Annotated in this window: 19 protein-coding genes and 3 pseudogenes; 7 read left to right on the plus strand and 15 right to left on the minus strand. The window is 47.0% G+C overall.

The genetic code is table 11. The features are described from left to right. The first annotated feature begins 84 nt into the window (after positions 1 to 84). Positions 85 to 888 carry a 4'-phosphopantetheinyl transferase family protein gene (locus H595_RS0100695; protein WP_027669455.1) on the plus strand — a complete coding sequence of 268 codons (804 nt, stop codon included), beginning with the start codon at positions 85 to 87 and terminating at the stop codon, positions 886 to 888. A 55-nt stretch (positions 889 to 943) separates the two neighbouring features. On the opposite strand, the gene H595_RS0100700 is transcribed toward H595_RS0100695, so the two are convergent. After that, positions 944 to 1,531, minus strand: a complete 588-nt coding sequence (locus H595_RS0100700) for an acyl-homoserine-lactone synthase (RefSeq protein ID WP_027669456.1) — start codon at positions 1,529 to 1,531, stop codon at positions 944 to 946. 800 nt (positions 1,532 to 2,331) lie between these two features. Here H595_RS0100700 and H595_RS0100715 point away from each other — a divergent pair. Continuing rightward, on the plus strand, positions 2,332 to 3,288 hold the full coding sequence (locus H595_RS0100715) for a hypothetical protein (RefSeq protein WP_027669457.1): 957 nt from the start codon (positions 2,332 to 2,334) through the stop codon (positions 3,286 to 3,288). A gap of 34 nt (positions 3,289 to 3,322) precedes the next feature. Here the strand turns inward: H595_RS0100715 and H595_RS0100720 are convergent, their stop codons facing one another. Next, entirely contained in the window at positions 3,323 to 4,060 is a 738-nt protein-coding gene (locus tag H595_RS0100720) for a helix-turn-helix transcriptional regulator (RefSeq protein WP_027669458.1), read from the minus strand. Between the two features lie 188 nt (positions 4,061 to 4,248). Between H595_RS0100720 and H595_RS23745 the strand changes: the two are divergent. After that, positions 4,249 to 4,624 (plus strand): annotated as a pseudogene (locus H595_RS23745) (transposase); the annotation flags it as partial. Positions 4,625 to 4,908: 284 nt separating this feature from the next. Here H595_RS23745 and ssb read toward each other — a convergent pair. Next, the gene (gene ssb, locus H595_RS0100730) at positions 4,909 to 5,529 is read right to left on the minus strand and encodes a single-stranded DNA-binding protein (RefSeq protein WP_027669459.1); all 621 of its coding nucleotides are present in this window, start codon (positions 5,527 to 5,529) and stop codon (positions 4,909 to 4,911) included. Between the two features lie 20 nt (positions 5,530 to 5,549). Then, complete coding sequence (locus H595_RS0100735) at positions 5,550 to 6,911, minus strand: MFS transporter (RefSeq protein WP_156885892.1); 1,362 nt, start codon at positions 6,909 to 6,911, stop codon at positions 5,550 to 5,552. A gap of 396 nt (positions 6,912 to 7,307) precedes the next feature. On the opposite strand from H595_RS0100735, the gene H595_RS0100740 reads away from it, so the two are divergent. After that, positions 7,308 to 8,024: a PEP-CTERM sorting domain-containing protein gene (locus H595_RS0100740; protein WP_027669461.1), complete on the plus strand. Its 717-nt coding sequence runs from the start codon at positions 7,308 to 7,310 to the stop codon at positions 8,022 to 8,024. Positions 8,025 to 8,151: 127 nt separating this feature from the next. Next, the gene (uvrA, locus tag H595_RS0100745; protein ID WP_027669462.1) at positions 8,152 to 10,974 is read left to right on the plus strand and encodes an excinuclease ABC subunit UvrA; all 2,823 of its coding nucleotides are present in this window, start codon (positions 8,152 to 8,154) and stop codon (positions 10,972 to 10,974) included. Positions 10,975 to 10,996: 22 nt separating this feature from the next. Here the strand turns inward: uvrA and H595_RS0100750 are convergent, their stop codons facing one another. The 6 genes and pseudogenes from H595_RS0100750 to H595_RS0100770 form a co-directional block, all read right to left on the minus strand. Beyond that, on the minus strand, positions 10,997 to 11,458 hold the full coding sequence (locus tag H595_RS0100750; RefSeq protein WP_027669463.1) for a methyltransferase family protein: 462 nt from the start codon (positions 11,456 to 11,458) through the stop codon (positions 10,997 to 10,999). Positions 11,459 to 11,601: 143 nt separating this feature from the next. Next, positions 11,602 to 12,354, minus strand: a complete 753-nt coding sequence (locus H595_RS0100755; RefSeq protein WP_027669464.1) for an HNH endonuclease — start codon at positions 12,352 to 12,354, stop codon at positions 11,602 to 11,604. Between the two features lie 75 nt (positions 12,355 to 12,429). Next, positions 12,430 to 13,176, minus strand: a complete 747-nt coding sequence (locus H595_RS0100760; protein ID WP_027669465.1) for an RES family NAD+ phosphorylase — start codon at positions 13,174 to 13,176, stop codon at positions 12,430 to 12,432. Continuing rightward, positions 13,173 to 13,316: pseudogene (locus H595_RS24745) on the minus strand (MbcA/ParS/Xre antitoxin family protein); the annotation flags it as partial. The gene H595_RS0100760 and the pseudogene H595_RS24745, both read right to left, overlap by 4 nt. An 84-nt stretch (positions 13,317 to 13,400) precedes the next feature. Continuing rightward, positions 13,401 to 13,544 (minus strand): annotated as a pseudogene (locus H595_RS24750) (antitoxin Xre-like helix-turn-helix domain-containing protein); the annotation flags it as partial. A 157-nt stretch (positions 13,545 to 13,701) separates the two neighbouring features. Beyond that, a complete protein-coding gene (locus H595_RS0100770; protein ID WP_027669467.1) occupies positions 13,702 to 14,493 on the minus strand; it encodes a putative porin in 792 nt (263 codons plus the stop codon). Between the two features lie 291 nt (positions 14,494 to 14,784). Here H595_RS0100770 and H595_RS0100785 point away from each other — a divergent pair, with 291 nt between their 5' ends. Then, the gene (locus H595_RS0100785; RefSeq protein WP_205623141.1) at positions 14,785 to 15,171 is read left to right on the plus strand and encodes a DUF4920 domain-containing protein; all 387 of its coding nucleotides are present in this window, start codon (positions 14,785 to 14,787) and stop codon (positions 15,169 to 15,171) included. Here the strand turns inward: H595_RS0100785 and H595_RS24515 are convergent. Together H595_RS24515 and H595_RS0100795 are read right to left on the minus strand one after the other, a co-directional pair. After that, a complete protein-coding gene (locus H595_RS24515) occupies positions 15,168 to 15,470 on the minus strand; it encodes a hypothetical protein (protein WP_240474801.1) in 303 nt (100 codons plus the stop codon). The genes H595_RS0100785 and H595_RS24515 overlap by 4 nt on opposite strands. Positions 15,471 to 15,630: 160 nt before the next feature. Further along, positions 15,631 to 16,170 carry a DUF6942 family protein gene (locus H595_RS0100795; RefSeq protein WP_027669469.1) on the minus strand — a complete coding sequence of 180 codons (540 nt, stop codon included), beginning with the start codon at positions 16,168 to 16,170 and terminating at the stop codon, positions 15,631 to 15,633. Between the two features lie 98 nt (positions 16,171 to 16,268). Between H595_RS0100795 and H595_RS0100800 the strand changes: the two genes are divergently transcribed. Beyond that, positions 16,269 to 17,132, plus strand: a complete 864-nt coding sequence (locus H595_RS0100800) for a DUF817 domain-containing protein (RefSeq protein WP_027669470.1) — start codon at positions 16,269 to 16,271, stop codon at positions 17,130 to 17,132. A 65-nt stretch (positions 17,133 to 17,197) separates the two neighbouring features. On the opposite strand, the gene H595_RS0100805 is transcribed toward H595_RS0100800, so the two are convergent. The 3 genes from H595_RS0100805 to ccoG form a co-directional block, all read right to left on the minus strand. After that, entirely contained in the window at positions 17,198 to 17,848 is a 651-nt protein-coding gene (locus H595_RS0100805) for a thiol:disulfide interchange protein DsbA/DsbL (protein ID WP_027669471.1), read from the minus strand. A gap of 152 nt (positions 17,849 to 18,000) precedes the next feature. After that, positions 18,001 to 18,996, minus strand: coding sequence for a serine/threonine protein kinase (locus H595_RS0100810; RefSeq protein ID WP_027669472.1), 996 nt, complete (start codon positions 18,994 to 18,996; stop codon positions 18,001 to 18,003). Continuing rightward, a complete protein-coding gene (ccoG, locus tag H595_RS0100815) occupies positions 18,996 to 20,423 on the minus strand; it encodes a cytochrome c oxidase accessory protein CcoG (protein WP_027669473.1) in 1,428 nt (475 codons plus the stop codon). Before ccoG ends, H595_RS0100810 begins: the two co-directional genes overlap by 1 nt. Positions 20,424 to 20,647: the final 224 nt, after the last annotated feature.

Consider the following 20,647-nt stretch of genomic DNA (forward strand, 5'->3'; position numbering starts at 1 on the left):
AAGCGATAGCATTTGCAATAAGCAACATCAATCTCAAACAGGATCACCTGTCGGTCAGTGGCAGGAATCTCAATGGAGTGCCCAATGAAGCCGCACATTCAGGTTTATTTTTGTGAACATCGGCATTTTTTACATGATGAGTGGAAAGCAGAGGCGTTTGCTTGCCTGAATGCTAGTGAGCTGAGCCGTTATCACCGGTTTACCCGATCACTGCCACAGCGCACGTTTTTACTTACCAGATTATTACTAAAAACTGCGCTCGCCAGCAGGCTGGGTCGAGCCGCAAGCAACATTCACCTGGCTGCCAGTAAAAACGGTAAGCCATATATTGAGGACGAAACCGGATTACAACTGAACATTTCCCATTCTGGTAAAGCGCTGGCGGTGGCCATTGCCGACTGTAATCTTGGGATCGATGTTGAGGATCATCTTAAGTTGCAAAAAGTGCTGCCGCTGGCAGGCCAGTATATTAATGACCAAGCAGCCTCAGATATTGCTTGCGCTTCAAATGCCGCGCTGGCGCTGGATCGGCTTACGCTGTACTGGACGACGCTGGAAAGTCTGGTGAAATTTCAGGACAGTTCAATATTTAAGGTAAGGCGTGCATTTGTGTTACCGCCTGCAGTATGCAAAGACAGCTGCAGTTTTAACTTTGCCGGGCAACAGTTTTTTTCCCTGGCGGTGGCGAACGATTTTAGGATCACCTTATGTAGCCCCTTGTCAGAGCAGCGTTGTGATTTTCAGCAGATAACCCCAGACACGCTAAACCTATTACACCAAGGGTCGACGTCCGGGGCGAATAAGGCGTTACAATGTTCAAAGAGGGCGTATATGCAATGGACTGTGACTAAAGGTGAAACAAACGACAGCAGTGCAGTGACAGTATGAGTGGTTCGGGACTTATAGGCAGCAAGATCGCCGGCTACAGCGGCCGGCAAGACAATTAATGCTTAACAATACACAGGTTTTCGTTGACTTCAATTTGCAGAGCGACTGAACGTTCAACACCAATTTGTAGTGCTTTACCATCACCCATCCGGCGCATCGTCACGCCCAACTGGCGTAAAATACGCTCGCAGGCCACAGTGGTGACGGTGACATAACTGGTGATGCCATGCTGTTTGGCAAAATCGTAAAACGAGCGGATTAGCTCAATTGTGGTATCGGCGAAGTAACCATCATCGGTATTGCGTTTGTCTTTGTTGACGGCAAAGCGGCTGATTTCCCAGATATTCTCTTCTACCGGCGCTTTTTCGCCTTGTAACAGTTGTGGGAAAACATCTTTGAGCATGTAGTCGCCTTGTGAAGGCAAAGCGCGCCAGCAGCCGAGGACTTGTTGGTCATCCGCGCTGTTCACCGCGATGTGGTATGGCTGCAGGTCATCAAACTGATCCCGTTCACGCCCTTGATTTGAAGTAATTTCCCAGCCAAGACGTTTGATAAACGTATCGTGCCGCAATTGAAACACTTGATCTAAAATTTGTGGGTTGTGGTTTACAGCATTTTCCTGGAAGAAGATTACATTTTTCATTTTGAGCACGCCTTGGTTGAGTTGACGTGTTCAAAACTATTTTCTTACCGGTTACTGTCATAGCTGATACATCTGACGGGGCCAGGTATTATCTTTTATTTTCAGATAGTTAATATGTATTTTGCTGCAGGTGTAACATCTGACAGGTAGCGGAATATACAGTTGGCTGCTTGTCTAAAAAAAGTACATTCTAAAGGCCTGCAGCGCAGTTACGGTTGGGTGGTGGCTATCTGGGGACAACAAAAACCAGCAGCTGCAATTCCACACTTATATCGTATTATCTGACTTAGGCTCATGGCTTCGCCCAGGCTTTTTGAACCGCTACGAACTCGTATTTACATCGCTCCGATATAGCCTCCCGTTTGCTGCTAAAACGTTATTTACCCAAAATCAAAGGCTTCATCCTTCCTGCTACCATCGTGATCCCTCAAGGTTATTTATTTGCCCATATCACTCGCACCAACTGCGGGTAAGCTGATGGTGACAGTGGTTATGCTTGTTCCTGTTGCTGCAAAAGTATCAAGGTGAGTGACGCTATTGGGTACCTGTCACTAGTTACAGGTGTCGGCCTTGCCCCACTCTGCTAAATTGCTAACCATAGTTAAAGCACAACAGTAGCGTGGGTCAAAACCGGTTGATATTGCAGCTGTCTGCCAATGGCAGTGACTCGATGTTGAATAGCATATCTGTGCGGCTCGCAGCTGCAGCCGGATTTGTATCGCCATCAGCCCTGTCCTGACGAACCGTCACCAGCATAGATGGATCAACAAGTAGTTGCCTAGAACAAGCCGGAGTGAAGTTTGAACATTACCAACACCGAACGTGCGGTCAAAGAAGCGATGAATTTCGCGCTGACCGCAGCATTGAAGAAGTCACCCCGATCTGGATTTGGTTGGGTTCTGCTTGACGGACAAGGTCGATATCTTGATTCGAACAGTATGATTATTGGCGCAGACTTACTAAAACTGTCGATGTCAGTTGAAAAATTTGCATTAACTTTCAGGCATTTAGTGCTTACCTCTGATCCTGTAACCGCCATGATTGATCAGGAAAGACTCATTCAGGCATTGGCGTCCAGCGAATGTAAGACCATCACTATTGGTTTTTGTTCTGATGTGCAACGTGACACGCCCTGGCAACAATGGCTGTCAACCTGGAAAGGTAAGGTCTATAACTTGCCACATACCCAGCTCACTGAAATGCTCAGTGCCGGGCCGAATAAAGTGCTGTTAAACGGTTTGCCATGGTTGACCAGTATTTCTACTGCCAACCTGCACGGCGCACCATTAAAGCTGATTGAATTTAAAAATGAATTTGGTTTTAGCGCCTACATCAGAGAACTCGCTAACCAATCCAGCGTCATTCTGTACACCGCCAGCCAAAAAGACATTCTGGAGTGTCTCGACAAAAAGAATTTCTCAGAAGCCGACCAGCTGATTTGTGAAGTTGACTCTTTGCCTCGACTGGAATCCATACTGCGGTATTGCGCTATGGAAAAACGCACCAGTGCGGTGATCTTGTGCGATATTGAGTTCCTGCAGCAACTGGTTTGTGCCGGAAAATGTGATGAAATCGTGCATCACCTGGGACTGATATCGGCCGAGCCAGCCGATGTGCTGCTGCAGCAGTGGACTATTCCATTTGATCTATGGTCGATTATTACCAGCGATGCCATCGGCAAATGTCTGCGGCTGGTATTGCGCCGTAACAAAACCGACCCCATCACAGCCCCAGAATACCGGGTAAATAATAGCTGAAGCTATGCTGGTCAAAAACTGGCAAAACAGCGATTTAATTCGGACGGGCTTTGATCAAACCATGAATAATTGCTTTAGCTACGGCATGTTGCCGATTCACTGCCCCTAACTTTTCCGTCACACTGGATAGGTGAAAATTTGCAGTACGTTCAGTTACACCCATGATCTGTGCTATTTCCCAGGCTGTTTTCCCTTCACACGCCCAAAACAAGCTTTCTTGCTCTTTTGGCGTCAAAGCTTTCATTGGGTGACTTTCAATATTCAGCCGCAAACAAGCTTCAAAAGCTGAAAGACCAAAGTACTGGGCATAGGGTAAGGCATCTAACAACCTTTTCCGCAAATTCTCAGGCCGGCTGGAAGATAAACTGAAGATGCAAATTTCACCGCTCGGTGCTTTAACCGGTACCGACAAACCATCGGATAGTCCGAACGCTTTGGCTGCGTTCATTAATTCCAACCCTTGCGGGCCGCAATACTTCTCATTATCCATCAGGGTACTCCACATAATCGGTGCGGAGTTTTCAAAACAATAACGCACGACCGGATCATGCTTTTTCATATCTTTTTCAAAATAAACTTTGTACCACTCGGTCGGATAATTAGACAGGACAAATATTTTTGGAGCACTGAGGGACACGGCGCTGACAGTGGCAAACAGGTAGTGTTCCAGATCGCACAATTCACATAACTGTAAAAACTTTGCATCTAAATCGTTCACATTTTCAGCCTTTTCAATCGAACCGACCAAACACTGCAGTATTTCCATGTCCATAACTAATTAACACCCATCAGTTGAGAGTTGTCATATTTTGTTCTAAAATCAAACAAAGCAAATAAATTGCAAGCAAACATAAACCATAAAAATAACATTGTACACAAGTACACAAGTACACAATACTTTCCTTACATGGAAACATTTGCACTGAATATTATGGCCAAGCGCTTTATAGCAAAAGAAATGCCGCAGCCAGAGAATTAAAGTTGCATGAATCACAGTTATATAACTGGCGTTCTGCAGCCGAAATCCCTCGCCTTAAACACCAATTGGCTGAGCAGGCTGAGGATTTAGCCATCTTAAAAAGGCGGCCACCTACTTCGCAGATAACCAAAAATAGCCCGGTTTGAGTTTATCCTGGAGCATCAACACCTGTTCTCGTGAATAAGAATGGTGGCGGTGCTTCAGGTATCGCATAGTGGGTGTTATGCCTGACGTAAAACTGGCCTGACGCCAAGCCCAAGGGCTGTGAAGCGTGATGAGCTGATAAAGAAAGCGTTTGACAATTCCAAAGCGCGTAATGGCTCCAGACACATTCAGGTAGACCTTGCTGAGCATGGCGTTGTTCAGCCGTGCCTTCCCTAAAAAAGAGGTCGTTCATAGTGAGCAAAATGCGTAACCCAGAAGTCAGGTACGCCGTGCTCGTTAAGTAAAAATACAAAACTTTCTCCGCCCTCAAACCTTCTTACCGAAATAAGGCTTATTCGCTCACTATTCAGCATTTTTAACTGTTATGCAGTTAAGCAGCCAGAATGAATTTCATCAATTTTTTATTGAAAATAGAAAAGGCCACAAAAATTGCGGCCTTTAGAGAAGAAAGTATACAAATTAAAAATTATTCCAGATCAGAACGGAATATCGTCATCAAAGTCGATGGGCGGTTCCATTGGCGCGCGCTGTTGTGGCTGGGCAGGTTGTTGATAACCACCTTGCTGAGGCTGTGCGGCCGGACGCTGCTGATAGCCACCCTGCTGCGGTGCTGCTTGCTGGTAACCGCCTTGTTGCGGTTGCTGCTGATAGGCAGGCGCAGCTTGCTGTGCTGGCTGTTGGTAACCGCCTTGCTGCGCTGCAGGTTTTTGATATCCACCCTGCTGGCCGCCCCCCATACCGCCGCCTTGCTGGTTTTCGTTACGACCGTCCAGCATTTGCAATTCATTGGCAATAATTTCAGTGGTGTAACGCTCTACACCGTCTTTATCTTGCCATTTGCGGGTTTTTAATTTGCCTTCAAGATAAACTTTGCTGCCTTTACGCAGGTATTCACCAGCAATTTCGGCTAAACGTTGGTAAATTACCACGCGGTGCCATTCGGTTTGTTCTTTTTTCTCGTTGGTCGCTTTATCGGTCCAGCTCTCTGACGTTGCAACCGTTAAATTGGCTACAGCACCGCCCTGCGGCATGTAACGTACCTCTGGATCGGTACCTAAATTACCAATCAGGATGACTTTGTTAACTCCACGCGCCATGCGAATTCTCCTAAAAAATGTTAAGCCCCGGCTGCGGCAATTACAGCCTGCGCCTGCGCTGTGTCAAAATGTGCTGAACTGACTTTCAGATAACAGCGCTGCTCTGCCAGAAGCAATGTTACTTCCTGCACCCCGGCTAACGCCGTTAATTGTTTAGCTAACTGATTAGCCTGTAGTTCAGTGTGTACCGATACCGCCAAAGATAAGCGCTGCGCGCGCGGCGGAATAGTAAGGGTATTTGCAACTAGCAACCATATTAAACCAATAACTGCCAGCACAGCAAACAATGCTTGGTAGCCAAAATGTTGCACTATCGCGCCGCCCACCACGCCGCCTAAAAAGGCACCAAAAAATTGGCTACTGGAATAAATGCCCATAGCGCTGCCACGCTGTCCGGCTGGAGCAATACGCGACACCAGTGCCGGCAAGCTGGCTTCTAAAAAATTAAAGCCAATAAAAAACAGCAGTAAGGCGCAACTTAATGCAACAAAACCAGATAGCATTAATAGCAGCATTGCACTTATTAAAAGCGCCACGGCCAACATAAAAAAGCCTTTTTCCTGTGCTTTTCGCATGGCGACGATCATCATGGGTATCATCAGCACAAAAGACCCCAGCAACACAGGCAAATAAAACTGCCAATGTTTCAGTGGTGCCAGCCCATAGCCCTGCAACAAAGTTGGCAAGGCAACAAACATTGCGGTTAGCATTAAATGCAGCAACATAACACCGATATCCAATTGCAATAACTGCCGGTGTTTGAGCATGGCTCCCAGGCTTTGTGGTAATGCCAGCGTGTCGGCCATCGGAGCCTTGCTAACGGTTCGAGGTACAATAAAGGCTACGATAAGCATAGCGCTGCACGCCAACACGGCGGTTGCCCAAAACACACCGCTTAACCCGGCAAATTTAGCCAACAAGGGCCCAAGCACCATCGCAACAGCGAAGCTTAACCCTATACTGGCACCAATAATTGCCATGACTTTGGGCCGCTGCTCTTCGCGGGTTAAATCTGCGGCCAATGCCAATATGGCACCCGCAACCGCGCCGGCGCCCTGCAACACCCGCCCCAGGGTAACCATGTAGACAGAATCAGCCAATGCAGCCACAACCGAACCCAACGCAAATACCGCAAGCCCGCCTAGCATCACCTTATGCCGGCCAATGCGGTCTGACAGCCAGCCAAGTGGAATTTGTAAGATAGCCTGGGTTAAGCCATAGGCACCAATAGCCAGGCCTATCCACATAGGTGAAAAGCCAGCCAGGTCGCTGCCATACAAGGCAAAAACCGGCAGCAGCATAAACAGCCCCAGCATTCGGCTGGAAAACACCAATGCTAACGCTATTGCGGCACGTTTTTCTATAGAATTCAGTTGATGCATCAGGTAAGAGTTAACCGCTGAAATAAGCGCGCAAGTGTAGCACATTACGCGCGCGCTTTAAGCTGACTTACGTTGTTTTCGCCGCTCAAGTTTCACTTTGTAACAAACAGACGCTTTGCCTTGGCGATACCGCTAGCCAGGCGTACTAAAAATAGTCAGTTTTTTTTACATGTTCAGCATCAGCATAAAACATGGCACAAGTAAAACACTGTTAAACAACAATAATTAATTTAGGCATGCTTTTTGCTAAAGATACGAAAATTGAGCACGTTGTTTTGCTTATTTTAGCAGTAGCCATTAACAGTGTATTTCTTGATCTGTGTCTGGCTTACATCACACCCAGAATTATGAGCAACAGGATTGTAGCTTAGTCATCATGAGTTATAAGGATTTTAAATGAAAAACGCTTTTATTTTTGCAGCAGCATTATTCGTTGTTGGCTTTTTTACCACAACAGCCGAGGCGACGCCGATAACCATTGATGTGCATTACAACGGCATGGAAAATGGTTCAGAAAACATCTCAGCCTCTTTGCTGGGTAGATCTAACACTGTTATGGCCGGAATGATCTCATTTAGTCACAGTAATCCAAGCGCACCGTTACCGTTTAACTTCGACGGCGATTTACTGGCGTTTTGTATTGAATTTTCACAAATGCTGAACACAAGCCAAACCATGCAATACACTATTACAGCAGCCCACCAGTGGTTTAGTGCACTGCAAGCCGATGCCATTACCCGGTTATATACCGGCTTTGGCAGCCAAACGGGCACCGCGCGCAATGATGCCGCCTTCCAATTAGCATTGTGGGAATTGGTGTACGACTTCAACGGCACTGACTTTACCGGTTTGTCGCTGGCATCAGGTAACTTTAAAGCTAACCGTCAAAGCACTAGTGTGACACTGGCAAACAGCTGGTTAAATCAGTTAGCCAATGTTACCAGCCAACACACTATGTTTGTTATGACGAACGCGTATTCGCAAAACCAGTTAATTTTTACTGGCAACAATGGTACGCCGTTTAATGAACCACTGCCGGTATCAGCGCCAGCTACATTTGGCATTTTTAGCTTAGGTTTATTTGGCTTGGCGTTGCGTCGTCGCCTACGCTAACCTGAATGTAGCGCCTGGCGACAGGTGTATTTATTTACAGTATTTTTTGGCTTCCCCTTAAATTTTACTGATAGATCTGCAATACTGCAGCGCTCGTATCAAGGCGATATTTTTGGGGAACCTACTTGTGGATAAAATTGATATTCGGGGTGCCCGCACCCACAACCTTAAAAACATTTCGCTAACCATTCCGCGCGACAAACTCATTGTGGTCACCGGCTTGTCTGGCTCGGGTAAGTCGTCTTTGGCATTTGATACGTTATACGCCGAAGGCCAGCGTCGCTTCGTTGAGTCGCTTTCCGCCTATGCGCGGCAGTTTTTAAGTTTGATGGAAAAGCCCGATGTCGACCATATCGAAGGCTTGTCGCCGGCCATTTCAATTGAACAAAAATCCACCTCGCATAACCCGCGCTCAACCGTGGGCACCATTACTGAAATTTACGACTACCTGCGGCTGCTGTTTGCCCGCGTGGGCGAGCCTCGCTGCCCCACCCATGATTTACCGCTAGCGGCACAAACCATTAGTGAAATGGTTGATAAAGTCACCACCTTCCCGGAAGGCACCAAGCTGATGGTACTGGCACCGGTGGTGCAGGAACGCAAAGGCGAGCACGTTAAAACGCTGGAGAGCTTAGCGGCCCAAGGCTATATTCGCGCCCGCATAGATGGCGAAGTATGCGATTTATCTGATCCGCCAACGCTGGACTTACACAAAAAGCACACTATAGAAGTGGTTATCGACCGTATTAAAGTACGTGACGACGTGAAAACCCGGCTGGCAGAATCGTTTGAAACAGCACTTGGCCTGTCTGGTGGCGTAGCTAAAGTAGCGCTAATGGACGATCCCAGTGCAGAAGAGCTGGTGTTTTCCGCCAACTTTGCCTGCCCTAGCTGCGGCTATTCGATGATAGAGCTGGAACCTCGCTTGTTTTCGTTTAACAACCCGGCAGGCGCCTGCCCAAGCTGTGATGGCTTAGGCGTAAAGCAGTATTTTGATCCCAGTAAAGTCATTGTTAGCGACGAGCTTAGCCTGGCCGGCGGGGCTATTCGCGGCTGGGATAAGCGTAATTTTTATTATTTTCAGATGCTAAAATCGTTAGCCGAACATTACGGCTTTGCTTTGGATGAGCCATTTAACAGCCTGACAAAGCAACAACAGGACGCTATTTTGCGTGGCAGTGGCCATACCGTTATCGATTTTAAATACCTGAACGACCGTGGCGACATTGTACAGCGCAGCCATCCGTTTGAAGGCATCTTGCCCAATATGGAACGGCGCTACCGCGAAACCGAGTCCAACAGTGTACGTGAAGAGCTAAGTAAGTATCTGGCGCATCAGTCTTGCCCCAGTTGTAACGGCACACGCTTACGCGAAGAAGCCCGCCATGTCTTTATTGGCCAAACCAACCTGCCACAAATTGTTGAGCTGTCGATTGGCGATTGTATGGTATTTTTCCAGCAATTGGCCCTTAGCGGGCAACGGGCGCAAATTGCCGAGAAGGTGTTAAAAGAAATTCAGGACCGGCTCAGCTTTTTGGTTAACGTTGGGCTTAATTATTTAAATTTATCGCGCAGCGCAGAAACACTTTCCGGTGGTGAAGCGCAGCGTATTCGCTTAGCCAGCCAAATTGGCGCGGGCTTGGTTGGCGTAATGTACGTGCTGGATGAGCCCTCTATTGGCTTACACCAACGTGATAACGACCGCCTGCTGGGTACCCTTATTCACCTGCGCGATTTAGGCAATACCGTTATTGTGGTAGAACACGATGAAGATGCCGTGCGCATTGCCGATCATATTATTGATATTGGCCCCGGTGCCGGTGTACATGGTGGCCATATCGTGGCGCAAGGCACGCTAGAGCAGGTTATGGCAACGCCAGAATCGTTAACCGGCCAGTATCTGGCGGGCACACGTAAAATTGAAGTACCACAAAAACGCCACAAGCCGGGCAAAAAATGGCTGGAAGTGATTGGCGCAACGGGTAATAACTTAAAAAATGTCGATATTGCCATTCCGTTTGGGTTAATGACCTGTATCACCGGCGTGTCGGGCTCGGGCAAATCTACCTTAATTAACGACACCTTGTTTCGGGTGGCGCATCGCGTATTAAATAAAGGCGAGGGTAGCGACCCAGCCGCACACCGCGAAATTAAAGGCTTAAATCACTTTGATAAGGTGATCGACATAGACCAGAGCCCTATTGGCCGCACACCACGCTCTAACGCCGCTACCTATACCGGTATTTTCACTGCCGTGCGTGAACTGTTTGCCGGTACGCAGGAGTCGCGCTCGCGCGGTTATCAGGTTGGCCGCTTTAGCTTTAACGTTAAAGGCGGACGCTGCGAAGCGTGTCAGGGTGATGGCCTGATTAAAGTAGAAATGCACTTTTTACCCGACGTTTACGTGCCATGCGATGTGTGTAAAAGCAAACGCTACAACCGCGAAACGCTGGAGATAAAATACAAAGGTAAGAATATTCACGAAGTGCTGGATATGACAGTAGAAGACGCACTGGCCTATTTTGAAGCGATACCGGCCATTAACCGTAAACTGCAAACGCTGATGGATGTTGGCTTAAGTTATATCAAGCTGGGACAGTCTGCCATCACGCTATCCGGCGGTGAAGCTCAAAGGGTAAAACTGGCCCGCGAGCTAAGCAAACGCGACACCGGTAAAACGCTGTATATTCTGGACGAACCCACCACCGGCCTGCACTTTTACGACATTCAGCAATTGCTAAACGTACTACACCGGCTGCGCGATCACGGCAACACTGTCGTGGTGATAGAACATAACCTGGATGTGATTAAAACCGCCGACTGGATTATCGATTTAGGCCCCGAAGGCGGCAGCGGCGGCGGTGAAATCCTGATTGCCGGTACTCCCGAGCAAGTAGCAGCCTGTGGAAAGTCCTACACCGGGCATTATTTAAAGCCGTTGTTGGCTTAGTCGGTTAAACTGTGTGCGGCGCTTATAACCAGCGCCGTACCTGCTTAATATACGCCTGATAGTCGGCGCCAAACTTCTGTAGCAAATGGTGCTCTTCAGGCGTTATCTGAAACCTATTCATATACCAAATAAACAGCGGCAGTAATGCAAGCGCCGCCATATTCATTAAGTAACAAACCCAGGCTAAAAGCAACAACAGAAAACCAACGTACATTGGGTTACGGCTATAGCGATAAATGCCACGGATCACCAGACTAGAGCTTTGCTCCGGTACGCGTGGGTCTACCGTGGTATTCGCCCGGCGAAACGCCAACACACCTGACAGTGCTACCGCTATACCGGCAATGGAAAAAATGCCGGCTAATAGCAGCCGCCAGCGCATGGGTAACGCCAAAGCTGGCACCAGCTGAGATACCAGCCACATGACTAAAGCAAACAGCGCTACCAGCACAACAGGTGGGATTTTAAGTTCCAGGGTTTGCATATAAGTCATCCAGGCTTTTTTCTTCGTTGTATCATACTACTTGCAGTGATTTAGTAACGGAAGTTTGTTTGTTACTACACTTTTATGCGCAGAAAAGTGTTGGGTTTTCACATTTTTATGCGCATAACAGTGTGGTGAGGTTGTCAGACTTGTTGAAAAACATTCTCACGATGAAAAGCCAGAAACTGAGCTGCTGGATAAAACTTTTCTGGCAGCGCAATAGGCTTACCGTGAAAGCTGGCAATGGCGGCAGTAAAGAACGGATCTTTTGCATCGGAATTTTGGCTGGAAACTACTACTCTATAATCTTCATCGACGGTAATTAATCCTAAATCAAAGGCTTTATCATGCAACGCCGACAGTGCTAAACCGTTGTGTGGATTTAGCCGATTATGTTCGTCCGCGCACCAAGGTACGATATGGCTGGCGACTAATAATTTAGGGTTAGCCAAACCGCTGATACAGCAACGCTGATTATAAGCACTCAATACGGCACTGCGAAAAAACTGCTGACCAATTCGTATTTTTACTTCCGCTAACTTTGTCGTTAGTTTCTCTGAACCGTCTTTCATTGCGGTTTCTTTTTCAGCAGAAAGCTCTTTTTCGGCTTGCGCCATAGCAATAGCAAAAGCAGCCCAGTCTTGCTGCATTTCTTGCCACATCGCTTTATCTGAACTGGAGACACCACTTAAACCTGATCGTCCTGTTGACGTAATAGCTGGGTCTAAGCTAGCAATATTGGACAGTTTCATTGCCAACGCCGAGGGTGTGCGGCCAATTAAGTTTGCGTATTGAATAATCTCTGGGTTTCTGGAATGAAAGCGGCCGAAAGATAAACGACTATACAAGCTAAACGCCACCAAACTTTGTTGTCTGGTCCAGTGTAATGCTGCCACTCGCTTCCCCTTTTGTGCGTTTTATATTGTTAGTTTGCTAACTTAGCTCGTTACAGCACTGGATTGCACCCATTCTCACGCCAGTAACGGTAGTTTACCCTCTACCCAAAACTGTTCTGCGCTAAAAGCGTGTAACTGCGTTTCGCCGTGTTGTTTAAACACCACCTGCTGTGCGCTTAGTTCGCATAACCACTGGCTGCTGTTATCTGGCTGGAGTGTGGCAAAAGCAGTTGGGGTGAACAGGCCGACACAGTGCTGGTTGGTTGCTGTACGGGCAGACTGATATTCAAAGAGTTCAACGCCGGCGGCGCGCATGGCGCTGCCCAGCTGTTGGGTTTGCTGGTAATGAGTTTTGTTGGTTAGCTCCGCCTGATACGCATTAAATGGCGGTTGATGAAAGCATATGCCCTGTTTGGTGCGATACGCTACGCTGAACAAGGTATGCGCAGAACGCAGCATAGCTTTAACCGGTGGCGCGGCGATAGATTGCCAAAAGACTAAGCGATAGTAAGCGGATTCTGCCAGTGCCGCTGTTACAGAGCCACCGCCGTAGAAAATACTGGGCTCGTTTATGCCGCCAAAACGTGAACCCCATTTTAGCGGTGGATAACGAAACGGTGTTTTAAGCAAATAATGCAGGCTTTCTGCTGCAGGTGGCAGTGCTGGCTTGGTGTCTTCCAATAATTGTTCCAGCAAAGCTTGTTCGGCCAGGTTGTCGACTAAACTGAGCGTCGCAGCGTGCTCCTGGCTTTCTACCAAACGAAACAGCCTGCCGGATAGGGCTTTGATATGCTGTGCGCCCTGGCAAGCTTGCCAGATCACAACTTACCTCTTATAGCGTCAACAAAGTGCAGTACCTGCATTAGCCCGTGTACCGTTTGTACCTGTTGTGCCGGTATGCCTCCGGTAAGTTGGTTGGGTGAATGCATAAAATGTTTTATCCAGGCGGCATCGCCCCCCGTTAGCGCATATACCGCACGGGCAATGCGAATAAGTAATAGCGCTAACTCACCTTGCTTTGATTTGGGATCAAGTGACAATGCCTGCTTGAGGCGGCTTACTGCCGTGCGGTGTATGCCTAGTACTGCGGCAAGCTCAGCCTGTTTCAAACCCAATTGATCAGCCGCATTTAACACGGCCTTGGCAAGGACTTCGTCCGGTGTACTAACCGGTTGCAATAGCGCTGTCATCGACCACCTCAAGATGCTTCATTTGCACAAAATATAGCCTAAATGTGCAAATATGACAATTTTAAATTTTAACAACGAGGTGGGTTGCTGGTTTAAACCAATAAAAAAGGGGCAACAACGGTTGCCCCAAACGCACTAGTGTAGCTACCAAGGAAACTTAGAACTGGCCGGTAACGCCTACGCTGTATGTTTTCAGTTCTGAAATATCAGTGTTGCTGGCAAAACGTGCTTCAACAGCCCAGTTTTGCGTTAAGAAATGCTTAGCAGTCAGGCTGTAGCTGTCGGCTTTATTGTAAGTTACTCCAACAGACGTCATTTTGCTGAAGTAGTAGTTGCTCGCTAAAGCCCACAATGTTTCGTCGTCACTTCTTTCTACAGTGACTTCTGCAGTAAGGTAACGCTCATCACCCAGGCTGCTAAAATATTTGCTGGTTACGCCGTAGTAGTCAAACTCGTCATCTGCGAAGGCAGTAAAACCAATATAGTCATTACCTTGCAGTTGGTGGTTGTAACGGGCAGATAATAAAAAGTCGGTGTCACCGTCTTCTGGCTTTATGGCTTCAACTTTTACCAGTAAGTCTTTCGATACCAGATAACCAATACCTACTGTCGTTGCATCAAAATCACCTGCGCTCTGGTGTTTGGCAGATAACATTAAACCGTTTTCTACAAAATATTCTCCGCCGACGCTCCAAAAATTGCTGTCAAATCTACGTGAGTAATCGGCAGTAACATTTGTTTCAGCAAGAATGAAACCAAATTGGTCTAAAGGACCCAGCGTGTTGATTTTATTAAAGTAATGCTGACCTTTGACACCCCAGTTAGTTTCGCTTTCACCACTTACTCGGTAGTGGTCAGCGCCTACAGTAACAAAAGTTTGATAGTCTTCAGCAGATACAGCAGCAGATGCGGCCAGCGCGATAACAGGTAATACGTACTTTAACGTCATTGTTTAATTTCCCTAAGTTGGTGATAGCGGCGCGCATCTTACAGAGGGGAAAAAACAATGTAAACAAAAAGTCTACAAAAAGATGCATGCATGGAGCTAATCGCTCAAATTAAATACAATTAAGTTACAATAACGCAGTGTAAGCATCGCAGCCAGACAGTGCCTGGAAAAGCGGCCGTTGCGCCAGGCGCCTTCTGCAAACATGCAGTTTGCATTACAGTTACTTTTTGTTGCCTCTTTGCTTTTTTATAGAAAAGCGCCAGAATATCGCAAACAATCGGGAGAATAAGTATGCTCAAAACACTATTTACGCTGGCTATTTCCAGCCTGATATTTACCACTCAAGCGGCGTTAGTGTTTGGAGATGCCGTAGATAAAACCATGGTAATGCCGGTAGAACAATTGCTAACACAACCTAAAAGCTTTTTAGATACAGTAGTTACCATTAGCGGCACTGTTGATTCGGTATGCTCTAAGCAAGGCTGTTGGATGAAGTTTACTGCTGATAACTCAACGATGCCGTTTAGGATTAAAGTGCGTGATGGTGAAATGGTGTTTCCGTTAAGCGCCAAAGGCAAAACCGCTTATGCCACTGGCACGGTAAATTTATGGCCACAAGGTGAAGATCAGCCGGATGCCTATCAGTTAGTGCCCACGGCGGTAGAAATAGCCGATTAACTCAGGCTGTTTAAGCGCAGTCGCACCAAATAGCGCCTTAACTGCGCCACCCGCTGAGGCCGGTCAAACAGCTGATAAAGCTGTAACCAATCTGCCGGAGGCATCCAGCAGATGTCATCTTGCCAGTGGCAGCGCTGTGACTTAAAGGTCCAACTGACTATTGCATTGTTTCGCTTTACCGCTATACCCGCCATCAACTCGATATCAGGCCAACCAGCCCGGCTGAAACGGGCAAAATGCGCAGACACATACTGCGGATGAGCAGGACTATACTGCTGCTGAAATTCGGCGGATAACACCTGGAAAATGGCCTTAAAATCCTGCTCTGTGCAGACGATATCAATATCTTTTGGTTCAGTTTATAGTCCAAGCCGCCAAAGTAGGCAGCTGCCACCAATACCAAACTGATATGGCTGCAACAAGCCGCTGATTTTTTGCAGCTGCGTCGTCAAATCCACGTTAGTCATCTAAAGCCTTTATCAGCTGTGCCAGAAAAGCCAATTTTTCATTGTTTAGTTGCCGGTAGTCAAAATAAGGACAGACTAACAGCCGGTTGTGTTGATCGACAGCAAACTCATTATTCAGCCAGCTCAGCTGTGCTGCTAGGCCGGCGTCCAGTAACGCCTTGGCGTGAGTGCGCCCGGCAATAATATGTACTGTTTTCGTTGATGCCGGCACCTCTGGCATGCTAAACAATAGCGCCGTGCTGCTGGCGCCCTGCAGTAAAAACGTATCGCGATACTGCTGCCAACTGCTGGCCTGCTGTGAAAAAGAAAACTGCGTTGGGTTCAATGCAAATAACATCTTGGCGTAGACATTAAACACCTTACGCCAGCCGTTGCCACAGGCTTGGTTTATCAGCGCGATCTCGCCACTGTGCAAAGGTTGCACCATTGCTAAGTTACCGTACTCCGCCATTGGCGGTGGTTTAGCAATATAAACGCGGATACCGGCGTTGGCATCGCCAAAACCTTTGGCTAATATGGGCATGGTTATCATAGTGTTAGTCAGCCTTAATTCAGGCAATCACTTTAACATAACGCTTCGCCTGTGCCTTAAAACGCTTAGTGTCCGTTTTCACAACACCAAGGAACCTTATGTCAGCCTTTTCTACTGCCACTGTTAACCGGCTGGATCAATGGTTAATGCAGGCAGCCCCGCCCGCGAACACTGTCGGTTTTACCCGCTTTTGCTGGGAGTTTTGGTTTTTTGGTCTGAAGCAGGCGCGGGCATGTTTATTTGTCGCACTGTTTTTTGCCTCGGTATTACTGGTGCCTCGCAGCGGTATTATGGGCATACCACGTTACGATATGCTGTTGGTTCTGGCATTGTTAATTCAATTTTGGATGGTATGGAGCAAACTGGAAACCGTAGACGAGCTAAAAGCGGTTAGTTTGTTTCATCTTGTAGGCTTTGCGCTGGAGGTTTTTAAAACCTCAGGTGCTATCCAATCATGGAGCTATCCAGACTTTGCTTACAGTAAAGTATTCGGCGTCCCCTTGTTTGCCGGTTTTATGTATGCTGCTGTCGGCAGTTATATTATTCAGATTTGGCGTTTATTGCAGCAACGGGTAGTGCACCACCCGCCGTATTGGATGGCAGTAGTGGTTGCGCTATTAATTTATACTAATTTTTTTACGCATCATTATATCGGTGATTACCGTTGGTACATTGCTGCTGCAACACTGGGCTTATATGCCCGCAGCGTGGTGTATTTTACCCCACTAGATCGCGAGCGCAGCATGCCGTTACTACTGGGTTTTGTTTTAGTGGGCTTTTTTATCTGGTTGGCAGAAAACATCAGCACCTTTATGGGGTTATGGAATTACCCTAATCAACTTGGGGCCTGGTCGGTTGTGCATCTGGGTAAGTGGAGCTCTTGGTCATTGCTGGTGATTATGACCTTTACCATAGTGGCGCAGCTGAAATATGTTAAGCGGCGAATTGATGTGCCCCGCTAAAGCACAAAATAAAACGCCTCTGTATTCGAGGCGTTTTATCTAGGCTGACCAATCAATAGCTCAGGTTAGCTTGTTTTAGCGTCTTTTTCTAACAGGTAATTAATCAAGTCGACCAGTTCCGCTTCCATGTTGGATTGGCCTAAGCTTTTGTTAATGATTTTGTATTTACCATTAACCACCAACATTGGTACTCCTGACAGAACCCGGCTTTCTGATAAAGCGTCCTGCTCTTTTTTCATTTGATTAGCTGCGCCGCGAACTGAAAAGCTTTTCATCGCGCTATCGTAGGTTTCGCCGTCGATATCATGCAATAACACTAAACTACGAATTTCCTGCTCATTGGCAAAAGGTGCACGGTAGCGGTGAATTTGATTAAAAATAGCACTGGCCACTTTATCGCCTTTACCCAGTTTTTTCGCTACCAGATATGCACGCGCCAGAGTATTTTGCAGCTCAGGCGAGGCTGCTCGAATAAAATCTACATGCGACTTTTTAAACTCAACGCCTTCTGGCAGTTTTTGCGCAACGCTTTGTGCTACGGGTTCAAATGCATTACAGCCACCACAATAAAAAGAGAAATACTCTTTTACTTCGGCTTTAGGTGTTACTTGCTCGGCAATAACCTCATAATGTTTGCCTTCTTCAAACTTGGCATCAGCGAATGCAGTCAGTGGCAACGCCGCCATTAAAAAGCAGGCTACAAAAAATTTCTTCATCAGTACTATCCCTTATGAATCTTTCGCCAGCAAAAGCCCGTTAGCTTCTACTGCACTTCTTTTAGGTTATTTAAAACATCAACTTACGCAGACCATCTACGAAATTCGCTTCCGCGCAACGTATTATAACTGCAGCTCAGCTTAACAAAAACTCAGTAGCATGGCACTAACGAAAGTGGGGCTTGCTGCAGTAAAAATAACTGCTCTTTCAATGCCAAGCATTGTTGCTCCCAGTATTTGTCTGTTGCAAACCAAGGAAAGTTCATTGGAAATGCAGGATCTTGCCAACGACGAGCCAGCCACGCCATATAATGTACCATACGCATGGCGCGTAAAGACTCAATCAGTTTAAGCTCTGCGGGGTCGAACTGACAAAACTGTTCATATTCTTCCAGCATCAGTTCTAATGTATCACGCTGCTGATGGCGATCACCGGATAACATCATCCACAAGTCTTGTATCGCCGGGCCCATACGGCAATCGTCCAGGTCAACAAAGAACGGCCCCTTATCAACGTAAAACAAGTTACCGGCATGGCAGTCACCGTGTAATCGAATAAGCTGCTTCGGCTTATATTGCTCAACGCACAGTGCAATAACATGCTCAAGGGCGGTGTCAAATGCAGGACGTAGATAAGCTGGAATTAGCGCTAAGCTTTGCAGTTCGCGCTGACTTTGCAACAAATGACTTTCGACACTGAATTGGGGGCGGTGGCTAAAGGGTTTGCTTTTGCCAACCTGATGCATACGGCCAAGAAATCGCCCCAACATGGCAAGTTGTTCATCATTGTCTATTTCAAGCGTACGGCCACCACGGCTGGGAAACACAGCAAAATGGTATCCGCCATACTGTAATAATGACTGGCCGCTAAATTGCAGTGGGGCAACAACGGGTATATCTGCGTTCGCCAGCTCATAGGCAAACTGATGCTCTTCCAGCAATTGTTCCATGGTCCAGCGCTGCGGCCGGTAAAACTTTACGACAAATTTTTCTGGCAGTGCAGCCCCGTCGCGGTAAGCACTAAACTGGTACACCCTATTTTCATAGCTGTTTAAGGCGGTTAAACCCGAACTTACATCCAAGCCTTTATCTGCCAGGGCATCAAGCAATAGGTCTGGCTGTAACGTGCTGAAATCAAAAGCCGTCATCAATGTCCCAGGAAAAACGTGGTCGATTGCTGCAATTGTACACCGGTATCGCCTTGCTGTTGTACGGTAAACGTCATTTCTAACGAATGAGCGTCAGTGCTATCCGGATCCAGTGCCAGGCTTACTGGCACGCTAGTAGTTTCACCGCCCAGTAACGTAACCTGCTCAGGACCAATCCAACGCAAGCCCGGCACGTTATTAACACTTAGATTAAACACCGCGCTGTGCTGTGATTTATTAGAAATGCTTAAGGTATAGGTGTTTTCTACTAATCCGTCATTGGTTTCCCGATACAAAGCGCCCCGATCACGGATAATGTTCATCTCCAGCGGCACCCGGCTGTATAGCGTCCAGGCAAATGCCGCACACACTGCAATAAGTATAAATAGATAGCCCACCAGTTTTGGCCGTAATATTCGCGTAGGCTTGCCATTTAAGCTGTGTTCAGTGGTATAACTAATGAGCCCGGTAGGATAGCCCATCTTGGTCATGGTATCGTCGCACGCATCTATACAGGCACCGCAGTTAATACATTCATACTGCAAACCATTGCGGATATCGATACCCGTGGGGCATACCTGTACACACAAGTTACAGTCAATGCAGTCGCCAAGCCCTTTCTCTTTGTAATCTTTATCTTTTCGGCTGCGCGGGCCCCGGTTTTCACCGCGTTTTTCATCGTAGGTTACCGTAAAGGTATCTTTATCGAACATAGCGGACTGAAAACGCGCATAAGGGCAAATATGGGTGCACATTATTTCTCGCATCCAGCCCGCATTGCCATAAGTGCACAGGGTAAAAAACAACACTGTTACGACGGCCCAGAAGCCAGATTGAAAGGTGAAAAACTCAATAAATAGCTTATCTACCGGGGTGAAATAACCAACGAAAATAAGAGCCGTTAACAACGAAAACGCCAGCCAACAAAAATGCGTCGCCGCTTTTTTTAAAAATTTACTGGCAGACCAAGGATCGGCATCCAATTTCATCCGCTGATTACGTGTACCCTGAATTTTTTCTTCAAACCAAATAAAGATAAAAGTCCAAACCGACTGTGGGCATAAATAGCCACACCACACCCGACCATAAAATGCGGTAATAAAAAATAATGCGTAAGCGGCGATGATAAAAATCCACGCCAGAATGGTGAAATCCTGTGGCCACAGCGTTAAACCAAATATGTTGAACTTTTGTTCAGTAATATTCAATAAAATAGCCTGATGCCCATCGAACGTTAACCAGGGCAGCAACATAAACAGGCCCATAAACACAAAGCCCATGTAACGACGAATGGCCTGGTGTAAGCCTTTAACTGCCCGCACGTATATACGGTCCCGTGGATTATAAGCTGCTGCTTTTGCCGATTCGGGTTTATGCACTTCCACGTGTACGGGAATATTCTTTATATCTATTTTCTGGTGTTCCACTGATAACCCCGATGCTGCCAATTGCACGTGCTGCCAAGTATAACAGCTTGCGCACGGTAATTTTTGACCTGAAACAAAGCAATATCCATGCCGCAGCACTTTACCGGTGAATTTGTTAGTTGTCCCACAGCGAAAGTGCAAACTAAGTTTACGAATTCAACTTTAACTGCAAACAAGGTTTACAATATACAGATATCATTACCGCATCGATGCAGACTGCGTTA

This window comes from Rheinheimera baltica DSM 14885 (assembly GCF_000425345.1).
GTDB lineage: Bacteria > Pseudomonadota > Gammaproteobacteria > Enterobacterales > Alteromonadaceae > Alishewanella > Alishewanella baltica.